This is a genomic window from [Erwinia] mediterraneensis, from assembly GCF_900604315.1.
Taxonomy (GTDB): Bacteria; Pseudomonadota; Gammaproteobacteria; order Enterobacterales; family Enterobacteriaceae; genus Pantoea; species Pantoea mediterraneensis_A.
Window position 1 is genome coordinate 3,387,971 of record NZ_LR026978.1, and the last position, 19,995, is coordinate 3,407,965.

A 19,995-nucleotide genomic window follows, 5' to 3' on the forward strand; every position below is an offset into this window, starting at 1 on the left:
ATAAAGACGACGTGCTCGCATAATGTTAAATTATTGTATGTCACAATCTTGCCCGCCCAGAAGTACCCTTCGGGAAGACGCGTTGGGCGATTAACAAATAAAACTGAGCTAAAGGAGACGTAGTGATGGCTGCCAATCGCATTGAAAAAGATTCAATGGGGCCCATTGATGTACCGGCTGATAAATTGTGGGGCGCGCAGACCCAGCGCTCGCTGGAGCACTTCCGTATCTCTACTGAAAAGATGCCTGTTGCACTGGTCCATGCCCTGGCGTTAACCAAGCGCGCCGCCGCCACGGTAAACCGTGATTTGGGGCTGCTGCCGGCTGAGCGGGCAGATGCGATTGTGAAGGCTGCGGATGAAGTTCTGGGCGATCTGCATACTGACGAGTTTCCGCTGGCGATCTGGCAGACCGGTTCCGGCACCCAGACCAACATGAACATGAATGAAGTGCTGGCTAACCGCGCCAGTGAAATTCTGGGTGGCGAGCGTGGCATGGCACGTCTGGTTCATCCCAACGATGATGTTAACAAAAGCCAGAGCTCCAATGACGTTTTTCCTACCGCGATGCACGTAGCGGCCGTTATTGCCGTGCGCGAACAGCTGATTCCTCAGATCAAAGTGTTGCGCGCCACGCTGCATGAAAAGTCCGAAGCCTTTAAAGATATCGTTAAAATCGGCCGTACCCACCTGCAGGACGCGACGCCGCTGACTCTCGGTCAGGAAATTTCCGGCTGGGTAGCGATGCTGGATCATAACCTGAAGCATATCGAACTGAGCATTCCTCACCTGTCTGAGCTGGCGCTGGGCGGCACGGCGGTCGGTACTGGTCTGAATACCCATCCGGAATATGCGGTGCGTGTAGCAAAAGCGCTGGCTGAACTGACCGGTCAGCCCTTTGTTACCGCACCTAACAAGTTTGAAGCGCTGGCGACCTGTGATGCGCTGGTCCATGCGCACGGCGCGCTGAAAGGCCTGGCGGCTTCGCTGATGAAAATCGCTAACGACGTACGCTGGCTGGCGTCCGGCCCGCGCTGCGGCATCGGCGAAATCTCCATTCCGGAAAATGAACCCGGTAGTTCTATCATGCCCGGTAAAGTTAACCCGACCCAGTGTGAAGCAATGACCATGCTCTGCTGCCAGGTGATGGGTAACGATGTGGCGATCAATATGGGCGGTGCCTCCGGCAACTTTGAGCTGAACGTGTTCCGTCCGATGGTCATCCATAACTTCCTGCAGTCTATCCGCCTGCTGGCTGACGGTATGGACAGCTTTAATCACCACTGTGCAGTGGGTATCGAGCCTAACCGCGATCGCATCAGCCAGCTGTTGAATGAATCACTGATGCTGGTGACTGCGCTGAATACCCATATCGGTTATGACAAGGCAGCGGAAATCGCCAAGAAAGCGCATAAAGAGGGGCTGACGCTGAAGGCCTCAGCGCTGAAACTGGGTTATCTCACGGAAGAAGAGTTCGATGCCTGGGTGCGTCCGGAAGAGATGGTTGGCAGCATGAAGCAGTAAGCATTTCTGCCAGTCGATAATGAAAAAGGTCAGCCTGTGCTGGCCTTTTTTACCTGTTAACCCGCCGTAAGGAAGCAGGAGGATGGAGAAACTTATCGTATTACGCCGCGCGGTGCTCTGGGCGATGATCGCCTTTCTGCTTATTCATAACGACCTCGCCTGGAGCTGGGGAGCGCTGATCACCGGTCTGCTCGGCCCGGTAAATGCCGGACGCGGCTGGCTCACCGATATTATCTTACGTCTGCTGCCCTTTATCCTGTTGGTGGTCGGTTGGTACAGCTGGCTTATCCGCCAGCAGCGGCCTCTGTCGCTGACCAGCTATGCCGTAATGCTGCTGTTGAGTCTGCCAGGCTGGTTTTTCTGTACGCTGGCATTACAGTATCTGAGCGTGCAGGTAGCACTACTGCACAATCAGGACAGCATCTGGCCCGCTGACGTTAACGCGCTGGTCTCGCACACCTGGGCGGGCTATTTTAAGGCCACCGCCTGGAAACATGCCCTGGTGCTGCTGGTCTGTACCCTTTCCTTATTACGCGATCTCAGATTGGATGGTCGCACCAGAGATGCAGGCGCGGAATAAGCAGCCAGAGCTGTTCCGCCGGCGGCTTATGGCGATAATGAATGTTATCGGCATCATAGTTGAGCAGTTCTCCCAGCACCGGCACGTTGCTGCGATCGCGGCACATCACCAGAATCGGGGAAGGGCAGGCGAGCTGGGTCTGCTTCTTCTCATCGGCGCGCCAGACGCGGGCAACCGGCTGAACCTTTACCGGGCGCTTGATCTTCAGACGCACAGAATCTGGTAGCGCGCGTACCAGCGCCAGCTCCTCCTGCACTTTTTCTGCCCACTGTTCACGCGACCAGGGCGCCTGGGAGCGTCCAGCCTTCAGGCTTTTCTCGAGTTTCTCGATGATCTCTTTGCGCTGTACATTTTTGATGATGTTTTTATTCGCCCAGCCAAAGCGCAGACTGTCTGGCGCATCCAGCAGGGTAATGGTGCGGTAGGCATTCAGGGTAATCAGGCCGCGCAGATGTTGGTGCACGAATTCAAAACGCGCCTCGCTCGGTAAGCCTGATTCGACGGTAATCATATGCTCAAGTCGCGCTTTCAGCGTGTTGATCTGCGTGACGCGTTGTTCAAGCTGCGTGCTGGCGGCCTCATCACACTCCAGACACAGAGCGCCGGGCAGGCGCACCGCAGCCTTGGTGCTCAGTTTCTCCGACTGATGCTGAATAAAGAGGCGCCGGAAGTGGGCGAGGGCGAGGGTACGCGCCGTGGTACCCAGATGTTGCTCCACCTCAATACGGGTAATGGCCTCATGTTCACGACCTTTTTCTACCGGGGGCAGGCTGAAGACGCGGGCAATCAGCAGCGGTAGTGCTTCAATATCCTGCTGAAGCTGCGCCAGTTCGCTTTCCAGATCGTTCATACAACTATGCAAATCGCTAATCAAATCGTAACGCATCAGGGATCTCCGGCTAGTTACAACATTTCTAATGTGGCATTTTCTGGCTCCCGATACAAGGGAGGTAATTACAAAGGAGAAAGCTTAATAGTTACAACATACAAATAAAATAAAGTTAAAAACGTGCAAACCTGCCAAAGCCAGGCAGCAAGAACCTGCCGTGCTACGCTGGCATTAAGCGTTTTTTCCTTCGGGACTACCATGTTATAACAGCGGCTTGCGTTGTTATCAGGACCTGAGCGTGGAGCAGCAAACAAAACCCGGAACGCTGAACATTATTTTGCTGGGCATAGTACAAATTCTCTCATGGGGCGGATCGTTCTATTTACTGGCGGTGTTGGCCACCCCTGTGGCTGAAGAAACCGGCTGGTCTCAGCAGTGGATCTATGGTGCGCTTTCTATTGGCATTCTGGTCTCCGGTTTGCTGGCACCGCTGAGCGGACGCATTATCGCCCGTTCTGGTGGGCGCTTGTTACTGGCCCTGAGCGGCCTGGTGATGGCATGCGGGCTGACACTGATGGGGTACAGTCATACGCTGATACTTTTTCTGCTGGCCTGGGCGATCATTGGCGTTGGCATGGCGATGGGCTTGTATGATGCGCTGTTTGCGGTGCTGGGAACGCTGTATGGCGGGTTCGCGCGCGGCGCCATCACCGGTATAACTTTAATCTCTGGCTTTTGTACTACGCTGGTCTGGCCGGGTACGGCGCTATTGGTCCACTGGCTTGACTGGCGCGGCGCCTGTTTTGCCATTGCTGCTTTACTTGCTCTTACCGTGCTGCCCATTTATTTCTTTGCCTTACCGGCTCCCCCGCGTAAAGGGCAGAAGCGAGCGCGGGGTATTCAACCACAGACGGCGTCTCTTGCTCCCCGTCTGTTCTGGTTGCTTTGCGCTATCTTTACGCTGGCCTCCATCATTATGACCGCCATTTCAGTGCAGCTCATCACGCTGTTGCAATCCAGCGGCTATTCTCTGGCATCTGCCCTGGCGATCAGTGCTATTCTCGGTCCCTGTCAGGTCGGCTCACGCCTTATGGATATTGCGTTTAAAGGTGGTCATCCCATCTGGACCACCTTCTTTTCGGTAGGACTGGTCGCCACTGGCTTGTCGGTGCTGGCGCTATTTCCGCACATGGCGGTGCTCAGCATGCTACTCTATGGTGCCGGTAATGGCTTACGCGCCATTGTGCGCGGCACATTACCTCTTTCCCTGGTCAAAGCGGAAGAGTATGCGATAGTGGTGGGGAAAATGGCCCGTCCGGCATTAATTGGCCAGGCGCTGACCCCACTGGCAGGCGGCTATCTTTTTGAACAGATGGGACCATCCGCCATGCTCTGGTTACTCTGTCTGCTGGCGGTAATAAACGTGATGCTGGTTGTCATGTTAAAAAAATCGATGCCGACGTATGCGCCCGTGAGCTGATGTCAGGGCAGGGAGAGGCAATGAACTCACTTAGCCTGATATGGGTATTATGTGCCATCCGTGCGGGGCTGGCTTCTAAAAAGTAACAGTGTTTGTTATATTATTGCTCAATGATTATTCACATCTGCGGTAACCATTACAATAAGATACACCGCAACTCAGGATACAGAAATGCTTGATTACCGCTTCCCGACAGCGTTGCAAATGGTTTTAAGCGTAGCGATGGCGGAGCAGTTGGGTAAACGCTCTACCAGCGCCATCCTCGCCTACGGCCTCGAAGCTAATCCCAGTTTTATCCGGAAACTGATGGTGCCGTTAACCCGTGATGGCATTATTGTTTCAACGCTGGGACGTACAGGTTCCATTCATCTGGGCCGTCCGGCCGATCAAATCACGCTGCGTGATATTTATACTTCAGTGATTGAAGATAAAAAATTGTGGGCGTCGCGACCCGATGTTGCTCCGCGTTGCCTGGTGAGCGCAAATCTCTGCTGGTATTTTAAAGCGATTGCGGATGAAGCCGAGCAGGCCTCGCTTGAGGTGCTGGCAAAGCGCACCGTCGCGGATGCTCTCAACGAGTTGCGAAAGCGGGATACCAGCAATTGCGCACCGCTGCCTGAACCCGCAATTGATGAACAGTGTAAAAAGAGCCGCTAATGCGGCTCTTTTTGTTTCATGGTATATCTCTCTCACGTGAAGTAAGCCTGTCGGTAACTCAGCATGGTGGTTGCGAGATGTTGCACATAATTTGACGCTGGCAGGCATGACACGATCATTTTGATTTTCCCTGCATCAGGCCTTTGCTATTTTTAGCGCTGGAGAAGGACAGGAACTCAGGGAAAAGGCGTTGTTTTGAAAAGGTTGGTTGATGATCACGGTTATCACCTGTTGAGCCACAGGTATGGAGAGACACAGATGAACAAAGGAATGAGCACCCTGACAGAGCAAGTCACTTTGTTGCGGCAAGATGTCGCGATTATCAAATCCCATTACGCCACGCGACAGCATCTGGCCGAACAGATGTTAAACCTGAAAACCGAAATGCATGAACGGGATTGCACATTGCAGGAGGAACTGGCTAAACGCGATCGCGCTCTGCAGGACGAACTGGCTAAACGCGATCGTACCTTGCAGGAAGAACTGGTTAAACGGGATCGCGTTCTGCAGGAAGAACTTACTCAACGCGATCTCAACAACCGTGATGCCTTCACTCAGGTTTATAAAAATATCGACGCCCTGCGCACGGAATTTCATCAGGCCCTTAACGCACACACCAAATGGATAATCAGTACCATGGCGGTGATGCTCGGCCTGGGCCTGAGTCTTGCAAAATTACTTTTTTAAATCTCGCTACGACTGACCGGGCAGGTAACTGATAAGGCCATTTGCCCGGGTACCTCAACACACTGTTTCTGCTTCTGTTCCCGTGGGCAGCGCTTCTATCGAAACTCCCGCCCCGGGATATACACTTCTGGCCACGCCTTGCGCCAGGCGGGGCTCGGGCAGCCACAGACGCCGCCACAGGCAGGAATAAAAACCTTATTCTCTCAATTATTGTATGCTTTTCTGATACACTTTATGTTGCGTTATCGGACATCGTGCTGCTCTCCAGCGGCTAACAGGAAAGGCCCTACGGCGAGTGCGGCATTTAATGCAATAATAAAACTTGCATTTAGTGGCATAGTCAGTCACCTTTAAAGTGTAACTGCAACAGATACTGATACTGTTCGTCGTGACGACAGGAGAAAATGGGATGATGAGCAACGCATTTATTCACGATCTGATTAACTGGATCGACAATAACATTGAAGCACGGCTCGACCTGGATACGGTAGCGGAGCGCGCCGGGTATTCGAAATGGCACCTGCAACGCATGTTTAAAGAGCATACCGGCTATCCGCTGGGTGAGTATATCCGTGCGAAGAAACTGAAAAAGTCGGCGGATCGCCTGAGTAATAGCAATGAACCTATACTCAACGTCGCTATTTCTCTTGGTTTTGATTCGCAGCAGTCATTCAACCGTAGCTTTAAGCGCCAGTTCGGCGTGGCGCCAGGCGCATGGCGTCGTCACAGTTCACAGCCACAAGCGCAAACAGTACAGTAACTGCCGCTGGGGCCAGCAATGCTGGCCCGCGCTGTTCCATACCAGCAAAACTGCTATTATCAGCATCCGTTTATCCTGGATGCCATCATGTCAAAGAAACTCTGGATTGGGCTCGTTTTTATCCTGGCCGCGGGCTGGGCAGGGCTTAAACCTCATTTCACCCCGTCTGCGTCTCCGCAAACCAGCGCACCATCGACCTCTATCACCGCGCTGACCGAGCCGGTCAGGGTAGCCAGCTGGCTGCAACAACATCATCATTTACCCGACTATTACATCAGTAAAAACGCCGCACGACGTCAGGGGTGGGATGCCGCACAAGGTAACCTGTGTGATGTACTGCCGGGGAAAGCAATAGGCGGCGATCGGTTTGCCAATCGTGAAGGGCGCTTGCCAGAAAAGGCGGGACGTCAGTGGTTCGAGGCGGATGTTAACTACCGCTGCGGTCACCGTAACGCCGATCGTCTGCTTTACTCATCAGATGGACTGATATTTCTGACCACCGATCACTACCGCAGCTTTAAAAAGGTGCCATAACTATGTTGACCGTAACGCTCGATTTTCGTCAGTTGCGCGATCGTCAGGATCTCTATGTGCAGCTGGCGCGTCAGAGCGGCTGTCCTTTTGCCTTTGGCAACAATCTGGATGCGCTCTGGGACTGGCTTACCGGTGGAATGGCACTGCCTGCGCATATCCGGCTCTGTCACCTGACACAGCATCAGGATCCGGCGCAGTTTTATGCGGTGATCAAGCTACTGCAGGAAGCCGTCGTCTCCCTTGACGGCGAACTGCAGGTTACGCTCGATTAAAAGCTTAGCGGTACCAGCAGCGCTTTCAGTTCCGCACGCGCCTCTGCTGGCAGCTCACCGCCGCCGGTAAAGCCGTTGTTTTCTACGATCAGAGTATTCAGCCCGACCAGCCAGTCATAAATGTAGAACGCAGTATGGTTCGCCGGTACGGCGGAGAGCCGCGTCAGACGCTGACCGGCGCTGAAACTGACGCTGGGGGCAGGAGGTCGGGCAAAAATGGGCTGCCCGCGATTCACGCGGCTTGCCGGCCGTTCCGTTTCGGGGCGCTGCAGGAAGCCGAGCCAGGCGACAAAATCGCCCAGGACCGTCATCGCCCGGGAGACCTGACGATCGGCACGCGCCTCGTGCGCCGTGGTTTGCGCTTCGGGCTCATGCAGCGCCTGTTGCAGCTTATCGGCGATGCGCAGACGGAAACTGGCGGTAATCAGTTCTTCTACCAGCAATTCCAGCGTTGCTTTATCGACATTCAGCAGCATCAGCAGGCTGGGACTCTCCGGCAGCTGGCGCAGATGGCTAATCCACAGGGTCAGCACCTGCTGCGCAAAGCGTTGTTCCACGTTTTGCGTCTGCTCTGTCGCCATCTGTTCCTCAGCAAAAGGGGCGTCGCTGAAAAGATCAAATTCAAAACCGATACCAAAGTGAGACTGTGCTGTCGGCGCGCTGGCGGAGAAGCGTTCCGGGCTCTCCTGCGGCATCAGCCAGAGCTGACGCAGCGCCTCGCGCGCGGGCTGTAAACGCTCCAGCAACTCACCATGCAGGCCGGTGCGATGTTGCAAACATTTCAGCAGGGTATCGGCGATCGCCTGCTTTTTCTCTGCCTGTTGCGTACTGGCTTCCGCTTCCGTCCAGGGGCGCAAGCGCTCTATGACCGTTGATTGCAGCTGTGCCAGCTGTGCGCCACGTTTCTCCTGTTGACCCTCCAGCTGCATTTCCCCACTCAGCCATTCACCCATACGATCGACGCCAGCGCGATCGAGCGCCAGCATGGAGCCCCAGTTCTGACCGGGCTGACCAATCTGACGCTGCACCGCTTCGTCGACGTTATGCTGTTGATGACGCGCATCCCAGGCGGTGATTGCCCAGATCAGGCGCGGCTTTTCATGGGGTTGCAGGACCGGCCGATGCAGTTGCCACTCACGCAGCGTCTGGCTGGCCAGTTCACTGTCGTGACGCTGACTGGCGGCGGTACAAACCATCAGCAGATCGATACCCTGGCGCTCAGCATACCAGCCGGGCAGCAGGGTGCGTTTAGCCTCCAGCAACCGCGCGCGCAGCGGATCGCGTGCAGCAAGCAGACGGCGATCTTCCGCCACGTTCTCATCCATTGGCGTGCCGGGCGCAGGCAGTTCCAGCATATCTGCGTCATCATACAGCGCGAGACGCGGCGTCGAGCTGAGCGGCACCACCAGTTCGCGCGTCAGCAGAACCAGCGTGCTCAGCGCGACCATTTGCGGCTTGCCAATGCGGTTGCCCGTCAGAGGGCAGACCTCGATCGACTCAGCCGCATCGTTTTCCAGTCCGCTGGCAATCAGTCGCTCTGCAGGCAACTGGGCGTCATCGACCAGCAGGCTGAGCGGCGCCAGCAGGCGCTGGCAGTGACGTAACTGATGACGCTGGTGTATCAGCGTACGCCAGAGCGCGGTCAGCTCAGGCTGTGCAGGCCAGAGCAGGGCAAAGAGTTCGGCCCGGTCGTCGACGCTCAGCCAGGGGGCAAGCTCAATCGCCTGTGGCCAGTAGTGGCGATCCAGCAGGTCGCGATGCGCGCGGTTGCGGCGGCACCAGCTCCAGAGGGCGACCAGAGCATCGCTCTCCAGGCCGCCGGGAGCTTCCGGCAGTTTATGACGCTGCAGTTTTTTCAGCGTGGCTTCGATCTGACGCACATCCGGCGCGACGTCGGAGTGGGCGCAGGCGAGCAGCAGGCGTAAAACCTCTGCTTCGCTCAGCAGAACCAGTTCTACCGGCCATTGAGTCGAGAGCGGGTCACGCTGATGGGTAAAGCGGGTGGCGGCGGCGAAATCAAGGTTGCCCGGATTAATATGACTGAACCAGTCCAGGGATTTTTCTCCGGCCTGCATGATCAACTGGCCCTGGGCATCCGCCACCATTTCTTTCAGCAACCAGGCTTTGCCCGCCTGCGACTGGCCATACAGCGCCAGAGTGGCCGGACGCGCCAGCTGCTGGGCCAGCGTCGCTGCCTGAAAACGGGCGCGGTGCAGCTGTACGGTCAGAGTTTCCGCTTCCAGCGCCAGGCGCGGCGTATGCTGCCGATAGCGTTCCACCCAGTTCAGACTGACGCTGAGACACTCCTGCAAGGCATTTAAACGCTTGTTGAGCAGGTTTTGCGGTTGTTTCGCGCGAACAGTTTTCATTTTTTATAGACGCTCCCGCTGTCGATCCAGTACTGCGCGTTGGCGTTGCCCGTCGCGGAGAGGGTATTCAGTTTCAGACTCAGCTGCGTCAGCGGCACGCGCGTGCCGTCATCAAGACGGGCATCGCTCAGCACAAAACGCTCCGGACCGAGGGCATCGGGACCCGGTTGCACCGCCAGTTTAACGCGCAGCACGCTCTCGCCAGCCACTTTACGCGCCAGCGCCGCATCGGTAATGGAGAGACTGTAGAGCGGCGAGGCGGGCCAGCGTTCATTATCCAGCTGACGAAAGCCGAGGCAAACATTACCCCGAATGCGGAAGCTGCTTTTCCGGTCCAGCATGTAGCCGTTATCATCCAGATCGATTTCGCTGTAGCAGAGATTATCATCGCTCAGCGCCTGATTTTCATCCAGCATTCCCAGATAGCGGATCGTAGAATAGGGCTCGAAGTCACCGGCGCGGAACCAGAAACTGCTCAGGCGCAGATCGAGCGCCAGCAGACAGAGCATGGCACCGACGGCGGCAGTTGATTTCGGGTTATCGATGCGTCCCTGTTTGTTAAAGGGATACCAGTCGCTGGTGTGATAGCCTTCCAGCGATAGTATGCGGCTGCCCGGCAGCGGTTGAAGATGACGTACCAGCGCCTGAATGCCCGGGAAGCGCGACGGACGCCCGGTGAGCAGCAGCACGTCACATTGATAGAGGGAAACAACTTCACACATCGCGCGCAGCGCCGGAATAATTGCCATGCGATGCTGCAAAAACTCGGCATGCAGCTGCGCGAGGCTGACCACCAGCGGGACAGCCAGCAGATCAAAACGCTGATCGCCGCCCAGCGCCCGCTGGATTTCACCGTTGATAAAGCCGAGCACCGCATCGCCGGGCTGCTGAGGCAGCAGTTCACCGAACAGGGCGTTGATCTCCGCATGATTCTCCAGCGGATCCCAGTTTTCATAGCGCTCCAGCACCGCCTGCGCCAGCGGAATAAACAGCTGCAGTGTGGCCTGCTGGCGCAGCGTGGCCTGGCCATCCATGCGACTGTCGTAACCAAACAGGCGGCTCATCACCGGCTCCGCCAGGCTGAGACCCGCTTTTTGCAGCGCGCTTTGTAACGCCGGCAGGATCCAGAGCTGTATCACGTCCAGCAGAATATCGTCACCGGCTACCTTGAAGCCTTCACGGAACAGCAGGCGTGGCGTAATTTTGACGTTGTTTCCCTGACCATCATCGAGACGATACTGGGTGATGGCGAGATCGGTGGTGCCGCCGCCGATATCAATCGACGCGATGCGCAGGCTTTTACCGGGCAGCTCATCGCTGTCCAGTGGGCGATCCGGACGCACCATGCTGGAGAAAAAGGCTTCTGCGCGACCGGCAAAGTTGACCTGGGTTTCATTAAACAACCAGACCATCTGACCACAGGTCGCTTCATCCCACTCCATCTGCACATCCGGCACCGGTTTGCGGCACTGACGCAGACTTTCGTCGACAAAAGGCTCATCCGCCGGGTGCCAGCCTTCCGCTTTCCACACCAGCGCAATCGCTTCCTGCATGCGACGGCGGAAGATCTCGCGCTCCGGTTTAGGCATTGCGGAAGGAAGCGTCAGGATCACGTGACGCAGCTGTCGCGGCGCAAGGCTTTGCGGCATCCGTTGCCGCTGGGCGGCACTGTTCATCTGCATCAGCGCCTGCGCCAGCAGTTCACTCAGCATAAACGTCATCAGAGAGCTGCGGCTGTAGTGGGCAGAGAATACCGGCAGGCGCTCATCGAACGGCAGCGCATAGAGCGGCTGACCTTCATCGTTCACCAGATTGGTAAAGGGGGCACTACTGGCCATGGGTTCGCTGCTGCTTCCAGGCTGGTTAAAACGCCAGCCGGGCTGATAGCGCGCTTCGTCCCACAGGTAACGGCGCGGGCTGGAGATGCCAGTGGTGCCTTCAGTGCCGGCGCGTTGCAGCGCCAGACGGCTGGCTTCACGGCCAACACGGGTCAGCGATGGCCAGAGAAAGGCGTTTTCGCGTCCGCTTTCCAGCGAAAAGCTGGCCTTACCGAAACGCGCTTCGGCAAACTCCACGCGGCTTTCGAACATTTCATTATAAATCCGGTGCGGCTGTGAAAGATCGCGCAGCTGCAGCTCATAGGTCTGCTTCAGGCCATTACTCTCTTCGGGATGATCTTCCACCAGGATACCACAGGTGTGGGAGTTGCCGACATCGAGAATGATGTCAACATTCACCGCCGGGGTTTGCAGGTTGGTGGCCTGAATATGTATCTCTTCCAGTTTCAGCTGCTCGCCCAGCATTTCCAGCAGGTTGAGATAGTGCGCCTGGTATTCAAATTCACGCAGGGCCTGCTGGATCTCCTGTTCACGCCGCGCTTCCTGTTCCGTCACGCGATCGGTAAAGGTTTCCCGCAGCCAGCCATCCACCCAGGTAAGATCAAGAAACTCGCCCAGCTCATAGTTATGCCAGGCGAGGGCGAAATTAACGCCGTTCTGGGCGTCCGCCGCGCTCAGGCCGAGCAATTCACCGCCGTCTTCGCTCGCCACCAGCCGGGTATCAAAAGCCAGACAAACGCGATGGGTGTTGCCTGCCGCGTCGGGCTGATCCAGCGCCACAATACGCATACGCGCCCAGTTTTCCGGGCCGCCAATAAAGCGGCGCGGCGCGGTATAACGCAGCACCGGCAGCGGCAGCCAGCAATCGTTCAGCAGCGCCAGCGAGTCGGCAAGAGCGATATCTGATTCGGGCCGTACCACTTCCGGTGCGCCGCCGTCGGCGGGATAGAGCAAAAATTTGCCGCTGTTGCCATCCAGGTTCAGACGCAGCAGCGGGCCGTTGGCGGTCTGACGCACAAACTGGCGACGCGCATCGCGGGCCAGCAGGCGCAGACCAAAATCCAGAAACTGGACACCGCTATCTTCAATCAGCGTGATTTTCTGTTTTTCGTCGATCAGAGGAGCCAACATGGTTACTTACTCTCACGCTTAATCGTCATCGGGAATACCTGTTCATCGTTGTAACGCGCTTCACAGCTGGCGGCGCCTTCACCTTGCTTGCAGTAGAGTTGCGGCATGCGATAGCGGGATCCGTCGCTGCAGCGGGCCGGATAGCGGCTGCGTATCACCAGGTTGCCGGAGCTCATCAGCCCGGTGGTAATTTCTGCCTGACAGCGGATGCCGTCGCCCTGAGTGACCAGCGCCCGGCCCTGGCCGTTTTTAAACTGGTAACGCAGGCTGGGCGGTTTGCCGGTAGGAAGTTTCGTCTCCAGCAGGGTCACGCGCCAGCGCCCATCGAGAAATTTCGTTGAACCTACCCGCACCGCCTCAGCAGGCATCACCAGATCGTCCGCTTTCGCCGGCACTACCGGCGCAGCGGCCTCACTGGCGACGGGGGCCGCTGGCGTCGCCGGCTCGGGCGGCGCAGTGACGGTTGCGGTGGTGACTGGCAGGGTCTGCGCCAGCTGGCTGACGCTTTTCACCACTACCGGCGGCTGAGCAGGTCGCGGGGTGGCCACGCTTTCCGGTGCGGAAGCCTCGGGTGCCGGGGATTGCATGGCAAAGGTGATGGCCGCAGCGACCGCAGCGGCGACCGGCGGCACGACCCACCACAGGCGACGCGAGACGCGACGGCGCACAGGGGCCGGCTCTTCAGGCGCAACAGGGGCTGGCGCGGTGTCTGCCAACACAGGCTCAGGCAAGGAAGGTTCCGCGGGGAGCGCTTCCGGCACGGGCTCAGGCTCCACCGCATCACGTTTAAAATCGGGCGCCAGTAGCGCGGGCAACTCGTCATGCAGGGTTGCGCGCAAACAGTCGAGCGGATCGGGGCGTGAACGGGCATCAAGATCGACAAAACCCCAGAAGGTGATCACCGGCTTGCCGTCCACCAGATAGACATATTGCTGATCGGGAAACTGAAAGCTTTTGCTGAGCAGGGCGCCGAACAGACGCATTGCCGGGTTTCCCGCTTCACGCGCGCGGTTACTGAGGTCGGCAAAATCCTGTTGAGTCAGCGTCAGCTGTTGTAACGCGTTACGGCGTTCGCTGTCGCTGGCGGCCAGCCAGGATTTTACCCGGCCATTGACCGGCGCATACCAGTCGAGGCGGTCGCCTTTCTCATTGGGTTGCGGAATGGCAAGCACGTTTGCCAGCGTGGTCTGACGGCGCAGCCGCAGGGTTTCGCGAATTTGCAGCGCAGAAGCATAAACCGGCTGGCCATTTTCACCCAAAGCCAGTACTGCATCCAGTTTGCCGCTGCGAAGAAATGTTTTTGCCACCGGTTTGGGCCCTTATCTGAGGTTGTCTGAGGCAGAAAATCGTGTGTTATCGGCGATTGTGATGATTTTACCCGGAATAAGGGGCAATCAAACGCGGGAAAAAGGGCTGAATAAGGGGGTTTTTAGCGGGCTAATAAAGCAAAAGCGCAGCTCTGCGCTTACGCAACTGACCGACGCGACAGCAGTAAATGCGTCAGCATGCCACCCGCGAGGCCCCAGAATGCCGCGCCAATACCGAGCAGGGTGACGCCGGAGGCGGTAATCAAAAAGGCGATCAGCGCGGCGTCGCGCTGATCAGGATGCGTCAGCGCGCTTTGCAGGCTGCTGCCCAGGGGAGCCAGCAACGCCAGTCCGGCCAGCGTCTGGATCAGCGCCAGCGGAAGGGCGCTGAGCAGTGTGCCGATAAGTGCGCCACACAGACCGGCCAGCAGATAAAACATGCCGGCCAGCGCGGCGGCCAGCCAGCGCCGCTGCGGATCGGGATGCACCTCATCATTCATACAGATGGCGGCAGTAATGGCCGCTACGCAGACGGAAAAGCCACCAAAAGGCGAGAGCAACAGGGCGGTTACGCCGGTCCAGCTCATCAGAGCTGACACCGGAGGACGATAGCCATGCGCCTGTAAGGTAACGATGCCCGGCGCGTTTTGTGACGCCATGGTCACAAGGAAATAAGGTAAGCCAATGCCGATCAACGTCGCAACGGTGAAATGGGGCATGACCGGCTGCGGGAGCGTGAAAGTGACCTGCTGCGCCGGAAAAGCGATCATCTCCTGCCAGAGCGCAATCAGCAGGCCGGTCAGCAGCGTCACCAGAATGGCGTAACGCGGCAACCCGCGACGACAGAGCAGGTACGCCAGACACATACTGCCTCCGAGGACGAACTGATTTTGCAGGGCGGAAAACGCTTCGAGCCCAAAACGCAGCAGGATACCAGCCAGCATGGCCGCCGCAATCGCCTGTGGAATGTGATTCATCAGGCGGGCAAACAGGCCGGTGAGGCCGCTGATGACAATAAGCGCATTAGCGAAAATAAACACGCCAATCGCCTCATTGAGCGAGAGGCCGTGCAGACTGGTTGCCAGCAGCGCCGCGCCGGGAGTGGACCAGGCGGTCAGTATCGGCATGCGATAGCGCAACGACAGCCCGAGCGACGTGATACCCATGGCAATACCGAGCACCGTCAGCCAGCCGCCGATCTGCAGTGGGCTGGCACCGGCCGCGCGGGCCGCCTGAAAGATAATGGCGGCTGAACTGCTGTAACCGATCAACACGGCAACAAAGCCGGAGACCAGCAGTGAAAAGGAGAAGCCGGAACGGGTAACAGATGTCTGCATTGTGGGCAACCGTTTGTGCGTTATAACGCACAGTCTCCCATAGTGCGTCAGTGCCGACAAGTGATACACTGCGACTTTATCAGACAGGAGAGCCTATGGAGACGCTGCATCATTATCTGAGCCACTCCCTGAAGCAGCTGCGGCAAACCTGCGGCTGGAGTCTGGCCCAGGCGGCGGAACGCACCGGCGTCAGTAAAGCGATGCTTGGACAGATTGAGCGCGGCGAGTCGAGCCCCACGGTGGCGACCCTGTGGAAAATCGCCACCGGATTTAATGTCCCTTTTTCCTTTTTTATTCAGGGTGACGAACAGCAGCGCGGCCCCGGTCATGTCTACACGCAGCAAAATGCCCGCATGCGCGTCACCTCGTTGTTGCCCTATGACGAGCGTCTGCGCTTCGATTTGCTGGCCGTGGAGCTTGCGCCGGGAGCGCAAAGCGACTCTTCCCCCCATGAGGCTGGCGTGACCGAGCAGGTTGTGGTGATTGAGGGCGAACTGATGTTGAGCACGGACGGTCAGTGGCATCATCTGTACCAGGGACAAGCCTTACAGTTTGCGGCGGATGTGCCGCACAGTTACCGTAATCCGTTGCGCACACCGTTGCGTTTCCACAGTCTGATCCATTATCTGCATTCGCGCTGACGCCTTACAAATTGATACGAAGGTCCGCTATCCGCCTCTCCTGAGGGTTTATATACTGCCTCCTGGTCGCCGTTAAATCATTAATATGAGAGGAGTTCCTATGGCCGTCACTACGCTTGATGCCAACACTGCCCTGATCGTTATTGACCTGCAAAATGGCATTGTTGCGCTGCCGCTCAACCAGGATGCCCAGCCGGTGGTCGCGCTGTCGGCCCGACTGGCGGCGGCATTTCGCGCGAAAAACCTGCCGGTAGTACTGGTCAATGTTGCGGCTGGCGCGCCGGGACGCACTGAACAGGCACGTCATGCGGGCGAGTTGCCTGCAGAATGGGCGCAACTGGTGCCGGAGATGACACCACAACCGGGCGATATCACCGTGACCAAGCGTACCTGGGGGGCATTTCATAATACCGCGCTGCATAATGAGCTACAGCAGCGCGGCATCACTCAGGTGGTGATCTGCGGTATTGCGACCAGCATTGGCGTCGAGTCCACAGCACGTCAGGCCTATGAGTCCGGTTACAACGTCACGCTGGCGGTGGATGCGATGGCCGATTTGGATGCCACTACCCATGCAAACAGCATCCAGCGCATTTTCCCGCGTCTGGGCGAAACCGGCACCACGGAAGAGATTCTGGCGCAGCTTAACGCGCTGTAAGCGTCAGGGGATGAAAAAAGGCCGCAACGGTTATCCGCGGCGGCCTTTTTATTAACATCACCGGCGTCAGCGGTTACTGAAAGGTGTAGCTCAGGGTTAAGCCGAGGCTGTAGTTACGGCCTGGCGCTGGTTCAAAGTAGCGTCCATTGCTCTCATTGACGATCACCGAACCGACATACTCCCGATCAAACAGGTTATCTACGCGGCCAAACAGATCCACTGCCCAGTCAGCCAGTTGCCATTTGTAACCGCTGTTCAGCGAAGTCACGCTGTAGGCGGGCGCAGCGGCATCACCGCTGTCATCCGCCTGAATCTGACTCAGATAACGCACTTCCGCCCCGGCATACCAGCCCTGTTCCGGCGCATATTCCAGTCCGGCATAGGCCATGTTATGCGCAATGCCCGGGATGCGCTCACCTTCACAGCTCTCTGTGCCACAGGCGTTACTGCGATAGCGCGCATCGAGCAGCGTCCAGGCCATTTTCAGGTGCCAGTCCCAGTTAAACTGCTGATCAAACGCCAGCTCCAGGCCGCGACGGCGCGTTTCACCGGCGTTTTTGTAGGTGGTGCGACCTCCGCTGCTGCTGTCCACCACGATTTCGTCCCGGGTATCGGTCTGAAAAAGGGCGGCAGTCAACAGGCCGTTGCCAAGACGCTTTTTACTGCCCAGTTCAACGGTATCGCTGGTTGCCGGTTTCAGGCCGATGTTCAGGCCGGTCTGATTATCGGAACGGTAAGAGAGTTCATTGATGGTGGGCGTCTCAAAGCCGCGTCCGGCGGACACCCAGGCATTCCAGCTGTTATCGATAGCGTATTTCAGCGAGGCGGCAGGCAGCCATTTATGATAGCGCGCTTCGCCGCTGTCATCGCCGTTGCCGTTGGTAACGTAATGATCGTTGGAATCAAAGTTAACCGTACTGAAACGGACGCCCGCATCCAGCGACAGCTTATCGGTAAGCTGCCAGGCGGTTTGTACATAAGGATCGAGGTTCCACATCAGGTTGCGCTCGTTTCGCCGCATATCGCCCCGGGTGCCGTAACGGGTCGTGCCGTTGCTGACGCTGAAATTCTCGTAGCCTTTTCGCTGTTCGGTCATCGTTTCATAATCCAGCCCGCCGGTAATGGCGACCGGCAGCGAGAACAGCCTGTCGCGGTGCGTCCAGCGTGTATCGATGCCCTGGTAGTGGCGGGTAAGATCGATCACGCCGCCAGGGTGGCTGGGATTACGCTGGAAGTTGGCCGGAATAGACTGAAACTGCTTCGTTTCGCGCACCCCGGCATACATCATGAGGCTCAGGTCATCATTTTCGCTCATCTGGCGCTGGTAATGCAGGCCGCCCTGAGTCTGATCCACCGTTTTGCGGGTGTTATACAGCAGCACGTTGCTGACCACCTGGCGCGGATTGTCACGCCAGAGATCGGCCGTCAGTCCGCCCGGATCCTGCGCCTCCTGATGCACGCTGTTAAATATCAGGGTCAGAGTGCTGACGTCATCGATGCGTACGCCAAGTTTTGCATTCCCCAGATTTTTCTGGGCGGCACTGTGGTCGCGATAGCCGTGGGTGGTAAAGCGTGACGCGGAGACGGTGTAATTGACATCGCCCGCCTGCGTTCCGTCGCCGGTGGCGCCGCTGGCTTTGACGCTGTTGCGCCAGCTGCCATAGCTGCCGTACCAGCTACTGGTTTCCAGCGTTGGCGGCTGCTGGCCGGTCTGGGTTTCCACATTGATCACGCCGCCTGAGGCGTTGCCATACAGGGCGGAAAAAGGCCCGCGCAGCACTTCTACGCGATCAATCGAGTTGATATCGATATTGGAAGTCTGCCCCTGACCATCCGGCATGGTGGCAGGAATACCATCAACGAACATGCGCACGCCGCGCACGCCGTAGGTTGAACGTGAACCAAAGCCACGCACCGAGATTTGCAGATCCTGAGCATAATTCTGCCGGTTCTGGATCTGCAGGCCAGGCACGCTGCTGAGATTTTCAGAGAGGTTAACGCGCGGAGCTGACTGACGCATCTCGTCGCCGCTGACCACGTTCAGCGCAGCGGGCGTATCGAGTTCTGACAGGCCGCTGCCTGTTGGCGCGGCGCTGACCACCATGGTATTGCCGGACGCACTGGCAGCCAGCGCCGTCAGCGGCAGGACCACCGGCAGCATCAGCAGGGTGACGGGCACCTGACGAAGTAACCTGATTTGCATGTTGCAAAACCGTAATGAAGAGGAGGGAAGCCAATCCTGCGGAAAGGTATGGCGCGTATAGTACTGCTTTTTACTTTTGTAAGAAAAGTGTAACGCATATGCAGAAACATTTCAGTGCGGTCAGGAAGCTCGCCAGCTGACAGAGAGGCGCAGATATCATGCGCGTCTGCTGTACTGACAAAAGGCTGATGACTTTTTCGCGGCAACAGGTCAGTCTTACAGACCTGAAACAACCTCACCATAAGGAAGAGAGCATGAGTCAACAACCCTCGGTTGCGGTGCTGGGTCTGGGCGCTATGGGCCACGCCTTTGCGGCTAACCTGCTGAAAAAAGGTTTTACCGTTCACGGCTGGAATCGCACGCGGGCACGCGGCGAAGACCTGCTGGCGGCCGGTCTGGATCTGGCGGAAAGCCCGGCCCAGGCGGTAGCTGACGCCGATGTCATTATCGCTATGCTGTCGGACGGCGATACCACAGAAGGCGTTTTCCGGCAGATTGAAAACGTGCTGAAGCCGGATGCGGTTCTGTGCCAGATGGGCACCATTGGCGTGGAGAAAACGGACGCGCTGGTCGCGCATTTTGCCCGTGTACGTCCCGATGTGGTGTTTATCGACGCCCCGGTTTCCGGTACCAAAGCACCGGCAGAGAATGCCCAGATTCTGGTACTGGCCAGTGGCGACCAGGCACGGGCGCAAGCGGTGGAGCCGGTATTTGCCGCCATCAGTAAAGGGGTGAAGTGGCTCGGTGAAGCCGGTGCCAGCGCGCGCATGAAGCTGGTGATCAACAGCTGGCTGATTGGCATGATGCAGAGCCTGGCGGAGAGTACCCGTCTGGCGGAAGAGTTTGGTTTCAGCACCGACGATCTCTGGCAGGTACTGGATGGCGGCCCGCTGGCAGCGCCTTACGCCAGAATGAAACTGGCGATGATCGACAGCGGCGATTTTACTCCGCAGATGCATCTGATCTGGGCGCTGAAAGACGCGCGTCTGGCGCTGGAAGCGGCAAACCACAGCCAGCTGCCCGCCCTGAAAAACATTGCCGATCTCTGGCAACAAGCGGTAGATGCCGGTTATGGCGAGCAGGATCTGGCCGTCATTTATCAGTATCTGAAAGATCGCTAACCGCTGCCTGTCATGCCGCCTGCGCGCAGGCGGCATGACGTTATGCGTCTTACTGGCGAAACGTGCGC

17 protein-coding genes are annotated in these 19,995 nt (G+C 57.5%); 11 read left to right on the forward strand and 6 right to left on the reverse strand.

Features of this window, described 5'->3' with window-relative positions; translation table 11 throughout:
- The first annotated feature begins 125 nt into the window (after window positions 1–125).
- Together fumC and E0E17_RS15950 are read left to right on the forward strand one after the other, a co-directional pair.
- On the forward strand, window positions 126–1,523 hold the full coding sequence (fumC, locus tag E0E17_RS15945) for a class II fumarate hydratase (protein WP_130834982.1): 1,398 nt from the start codon (window positions 126–128) through the stop codon (window positions 1,521–1,523).
- Between the two features lie 82 nt (window positions 1,524–1,605).
- Window positions 1,606–2,103 carry a hypothetical protein gene (locus E0E17_RS15950; RefSeq protein ID WP_130834983.1) on the forward strand — a complete coding sequence of 166 codons (498 nt, stop codon included), beginning with the start codon at window positions 1,606–1,608 and terminating at the stop codon, window positions 2,101–2,103.
- On the opposite strand, the gene tus is transcribed toward E0E17_RS15950, so the two are convergent.
- Window positions 2,063–2,992: a DNA replication terminus site-binding protein gene (gene tus / locus E0E17_RS15955; RefSeq protein WP_130834984.1), complete on the reverse strand. Its 930-nt coding sequence runs from the start codon at window positions 2,990–2,992 to the stop codon at window positions 2,063–2,065. The genes E0E17_RS15950 and tus overlap by 41 nt on opposite strands.
- 238 nt (window positions 2,993–3,230) lie before the next feature.
- Between tus and E0E17_RS15960 the strand changes: the two genes are divergently transcribed.
- From E0E17_RS15960 to E0E17_RS15985, 6 genes are all read left to right on the forward strand, one after another.
- Complete coding sequence (locus E0E17_RS15960) at window positions 3,231–4,412, forward strand: MFS transporter (protein WP_130834985.1); 1,182 nt, start codon at window positions 3,231–3,233, stop codon at window positions 4,410–4,412.
- A gap of 171 nt (window positions 4,413–4,583) precedes the next feature.
- Window positions 4,584–5,069: an RrF2 family transcriptional regulator gene (locus E0E17_RS15965; RefSeq protein ID WP_130834986.1), complete on the forward strand. Its 486-nt coding sequence runs from the start codon at window positions 4,584–4,586 to the stop codon at window positions 5,067–5,069.
- Window positions 5,070–5,327: 258 nt separating this feature from the next.
- The gene (locus E0E17_RS15970) at window positions 5,328–5,756 is read left to right on the forward strand and encodes a hypothetical protein (protein ID WP_130834987.1); all 429 of its coding nucleotides are present in this window, start codon (window positions 5,328–5,330) and stop codon (window positions 5,754–5,756) included.
- Between the two features lie 409 nt (window positions 5,757–6,165).
- On the forward strand, window positions 6,166–6,516 hold the full coding sequence (locus E0E17_RS15975) for a helix-turn-helix domain-containing protein (protein WP_130834988.1): 351 nt from the start codon (window positions 6,166–6,168) through the stop codon (window positions 6,514–6,516).
- A gap of 87 nt (window positions 6,517–6,603) precedes the next feature.
- Window positions 6,604–7,050 carry a ribonuclease domain-containing protein gene (locus E0E17_RS15980; RefSeq protein ID WP_130834989.1) on the forward strand — a complete coding sequence of 149 codons (447 nt, stop codon included), beginning with the start codon at window positions 6,604–6,606 and terminating at the stop codon, window positions 7,048–7,050.
- Between the two features lie 2 nt (window positions 7,051–7,052).
- Complete coding sequence (locus E0E17_RS15985; protein ID WP_130834990.1) at window positions 7,053–7,322, forward strand: barstar family protein; 270 nt, start codon at window positions 7,053–7,055, stop codon at window positions 7,320–7,322.
- Here E0E17_RS15985 and E0E17_RS15990 read toward each other — a convergent pair.
- The 4 genes from E0E17_RS15990 to E0E17_RS16005 all read right to left on the reverse strand — a co-directional run bounded on the left by E0E17_RS15990 (window position 7,319) and on the right by E0E17_RS16005 (window position 15,304).
- Window positions 7,319–9,691: a virulence factor SrfC family protein gene (locus tag E0E17_RS15990; protein WP_130834991.1), complete on the reverse strand. Its 2,373-nt coding sequence runs from the start codon at window positions 9,689–9,691 to the stop codon at window positions 7,319–7,321. The genes E0E17_RS15985 and E0E17_RS15990 overlap by 4 nt on opposite strands.
- On the reverse strand, window positions 9,688–12,660 hold the full coding sequence (locus tag E0E17_RS15995; RefSeq protein ID WP_130834992.1) for a virulence factor SrfB: 2,973 nt from the start codon (window positions 12,658–12,660) through the stop codon (window positions 9,688–9,690). Before E0E17_RS15995 ends, E0E17_RS15990 begins: the two co-directional genes overlap by 4 nt.
- Window positions 12,661–12,662: 2 nt before the next feature.
- A complete protein-coding gene (locus E0E17_RS16000; protein WP_130834993.1) occupies window positions 12,663–13,967 on the reverse strand; it encodes an SrfA family protein in 1,305 nt (434 codons plus the stop codon).
- A gap of 158 nt (window positions 13,968–14,125) precedes the next feature.
- Entirely contained in the window at window positions 14,126–15,304 is a 1,179-nt protein-coding gene (locus E0E17_RS16005) for a benzoate/H(+) symporter BenE family transporter (RefSeq protein WP_130834994.1), read from the reverse strand.
- A 95-nt stretch (window positions 15,305–15,399) separates the two neighbouring features.
- Here E0E17_RS16005 and E0E17_RS16010 point away from each other — a divergent pair, with 95 nt between their 5' ends.
- Both E0E17_RS16010 and E0E17_RS16015 read left to right on the forward strand, forming a co-directional pair.
- Window positions 15,400–15,945 (forward strand): helix-turn-helix domain-containing protein, encoded by a 546-nt coding sequence (locus E0E17_RS16010; RefSeq protein WP_130834995.1) that lies wholly within the window; start codon window positions 15,400–15,402, stop codon window positions 15,943–15,945.
- A gap of 100 nt (window positions 15,946–16,045) precedes the next feature.
- Window positions 16,046–16,603, forward strand: coding sequence for an isochorismatase family protein (locus E0E17_RS16015; protein WP_130834996.1), 558 nt, complete (start codon window positions 16,046–16,048; stop codon window positions 16,601–16,603).
- Window positions 16,604–16,676: 73 nt separating this feature from the next.
- On the opposite strand, the gene pqqU is transcribed toward E0E17_RS16015, so the two are convergent.
- A complete protein-coding gene (gene pqqU, locus E0E17_RS16020; protein WP_207302060.1) occupies window positions 16,677–18,806 on the reverse strand; it encodes a TonB-dependent receptor PqqU in 2,130 nt (709 codons plus the stop codon).
- A gap of 188 nt (window positions 18,807–18,994) precedes the next feature.
- On the opposite strand from pqqU, the gene E0E17_RS16025 reads away from it, so the two are divergent.
- Window positions 18,995–19,927 carry an NAD(P)-dependent oxidoreductase gene (locus E0E17_RS16025; protein ID WP_130834997.1) on the forward strand — a complete coding sequence of 311 codons (933 nt, stop codon included), beginning with the start codon at window positions 18,995–18,997 and terminating at the stop codon, window positions 19,925–19,927.
- The last annotated feature ends 68 nt before the right edge of the window (window positions 19,928–19,995 follow it).

Bases quoted from the DNA above. Each gene is read 5' to 3' on its own strand.
- fumC (WP_130834982.1), top strand. From the start codon at position 126: ATGGCTGCCAATCGCATTGAAAAAGATTCAATGGGGCCCATTGATGTA.
- E0E17_RS15965 (WP_130834986.1), top strand. From the start codon at position 4,584: ATGCTTGATTACCGCTTCCCGACAGCGTTGCAAATGGTTTTAAGCGTA.
- E0E17_RS15980 (WP_130834989.1), top strand. From the start codon at position 6,604: ATGTCAAAGAAACTCTGGATTGGGCTCGTTTTTATCCTGGCCGCGGGC.
- pqqU (WP_207302060.1), bottom strand. From the start codon at position 18,806: ATGCAAATCAGGTTACTTCGTCAGGTGCCCGTCACCCTGCTGATGCTG.
- E0E17_RS15950 (WP_130834983.1), top strand. From the start codon at position 1,606: ATGGAGAAACTTATCGTATTACGCCGCGCGGTGCTCTGGGCGATGATC.
- E0E17_RS16005 (WP_130834994.1), bottom strand. From the start codon at position 15,304: ATGCAGACATCTGTTACCCGTTCCGGCTTCTCCTTTTCACTGCTGGTC.
- E0E17_RS15970 (WP_130834987.1), top strand. From the start codon at position 5,328: ATGAACAAAGGAATGAGCACCCTGACAGAGCAAGTCACTTTGTTGCGG.
- E0E17_RS16025 (WP_130834997.1), top strand. From the start codon at position 18,995: ATGACTTTTTCGCGGCAACAGGTCAGTCTTACAGACCTGAAACAACCT.
- E0E17_RS16010 (WP_130834995.1), top strand. From the start codon at position 15,400: ATGGAGACGCTGCATCATTATCTGAGCCACTCCCTGAAGCAGCTGCGG.
- E0E17_RS15995 (WP_130834992.1), bottom strand. From the start codon at position 12,660: ATGTTGGCTCCTCTGATCGACGAAAAACAGAAAATCACGCTGATTGAA.
- E0E17_RS15985 (WP_130834990.1), top strand. From the start codon at position 7,053: ATGTTGACCGTAACGCTCGATTTTCGTCAGTTGCGCGATCGTCAGGAT.
- E0E17_RS15975 (WP_130834988.1), top strand. From the start codon at position 6,166: ATGATGAGCAACGCATTTATTCACGATCTGATTAACTGGATCGACAAT.
- E0E17_RS15990 (WP_130834991.1), bottom strand. From the start codon at position 9,691: ATGAAAACTGTTCGCGCGAAACAACCGCAAAACCTGCTCAACAAGCGT.
- E0E17_RS16015 (WP_130834996.1), top strand. From the start codon at position 16,046: ATGGCCGTCACTACGCTTGATGCCAACACTGCCCTGATCGTTATTGAC.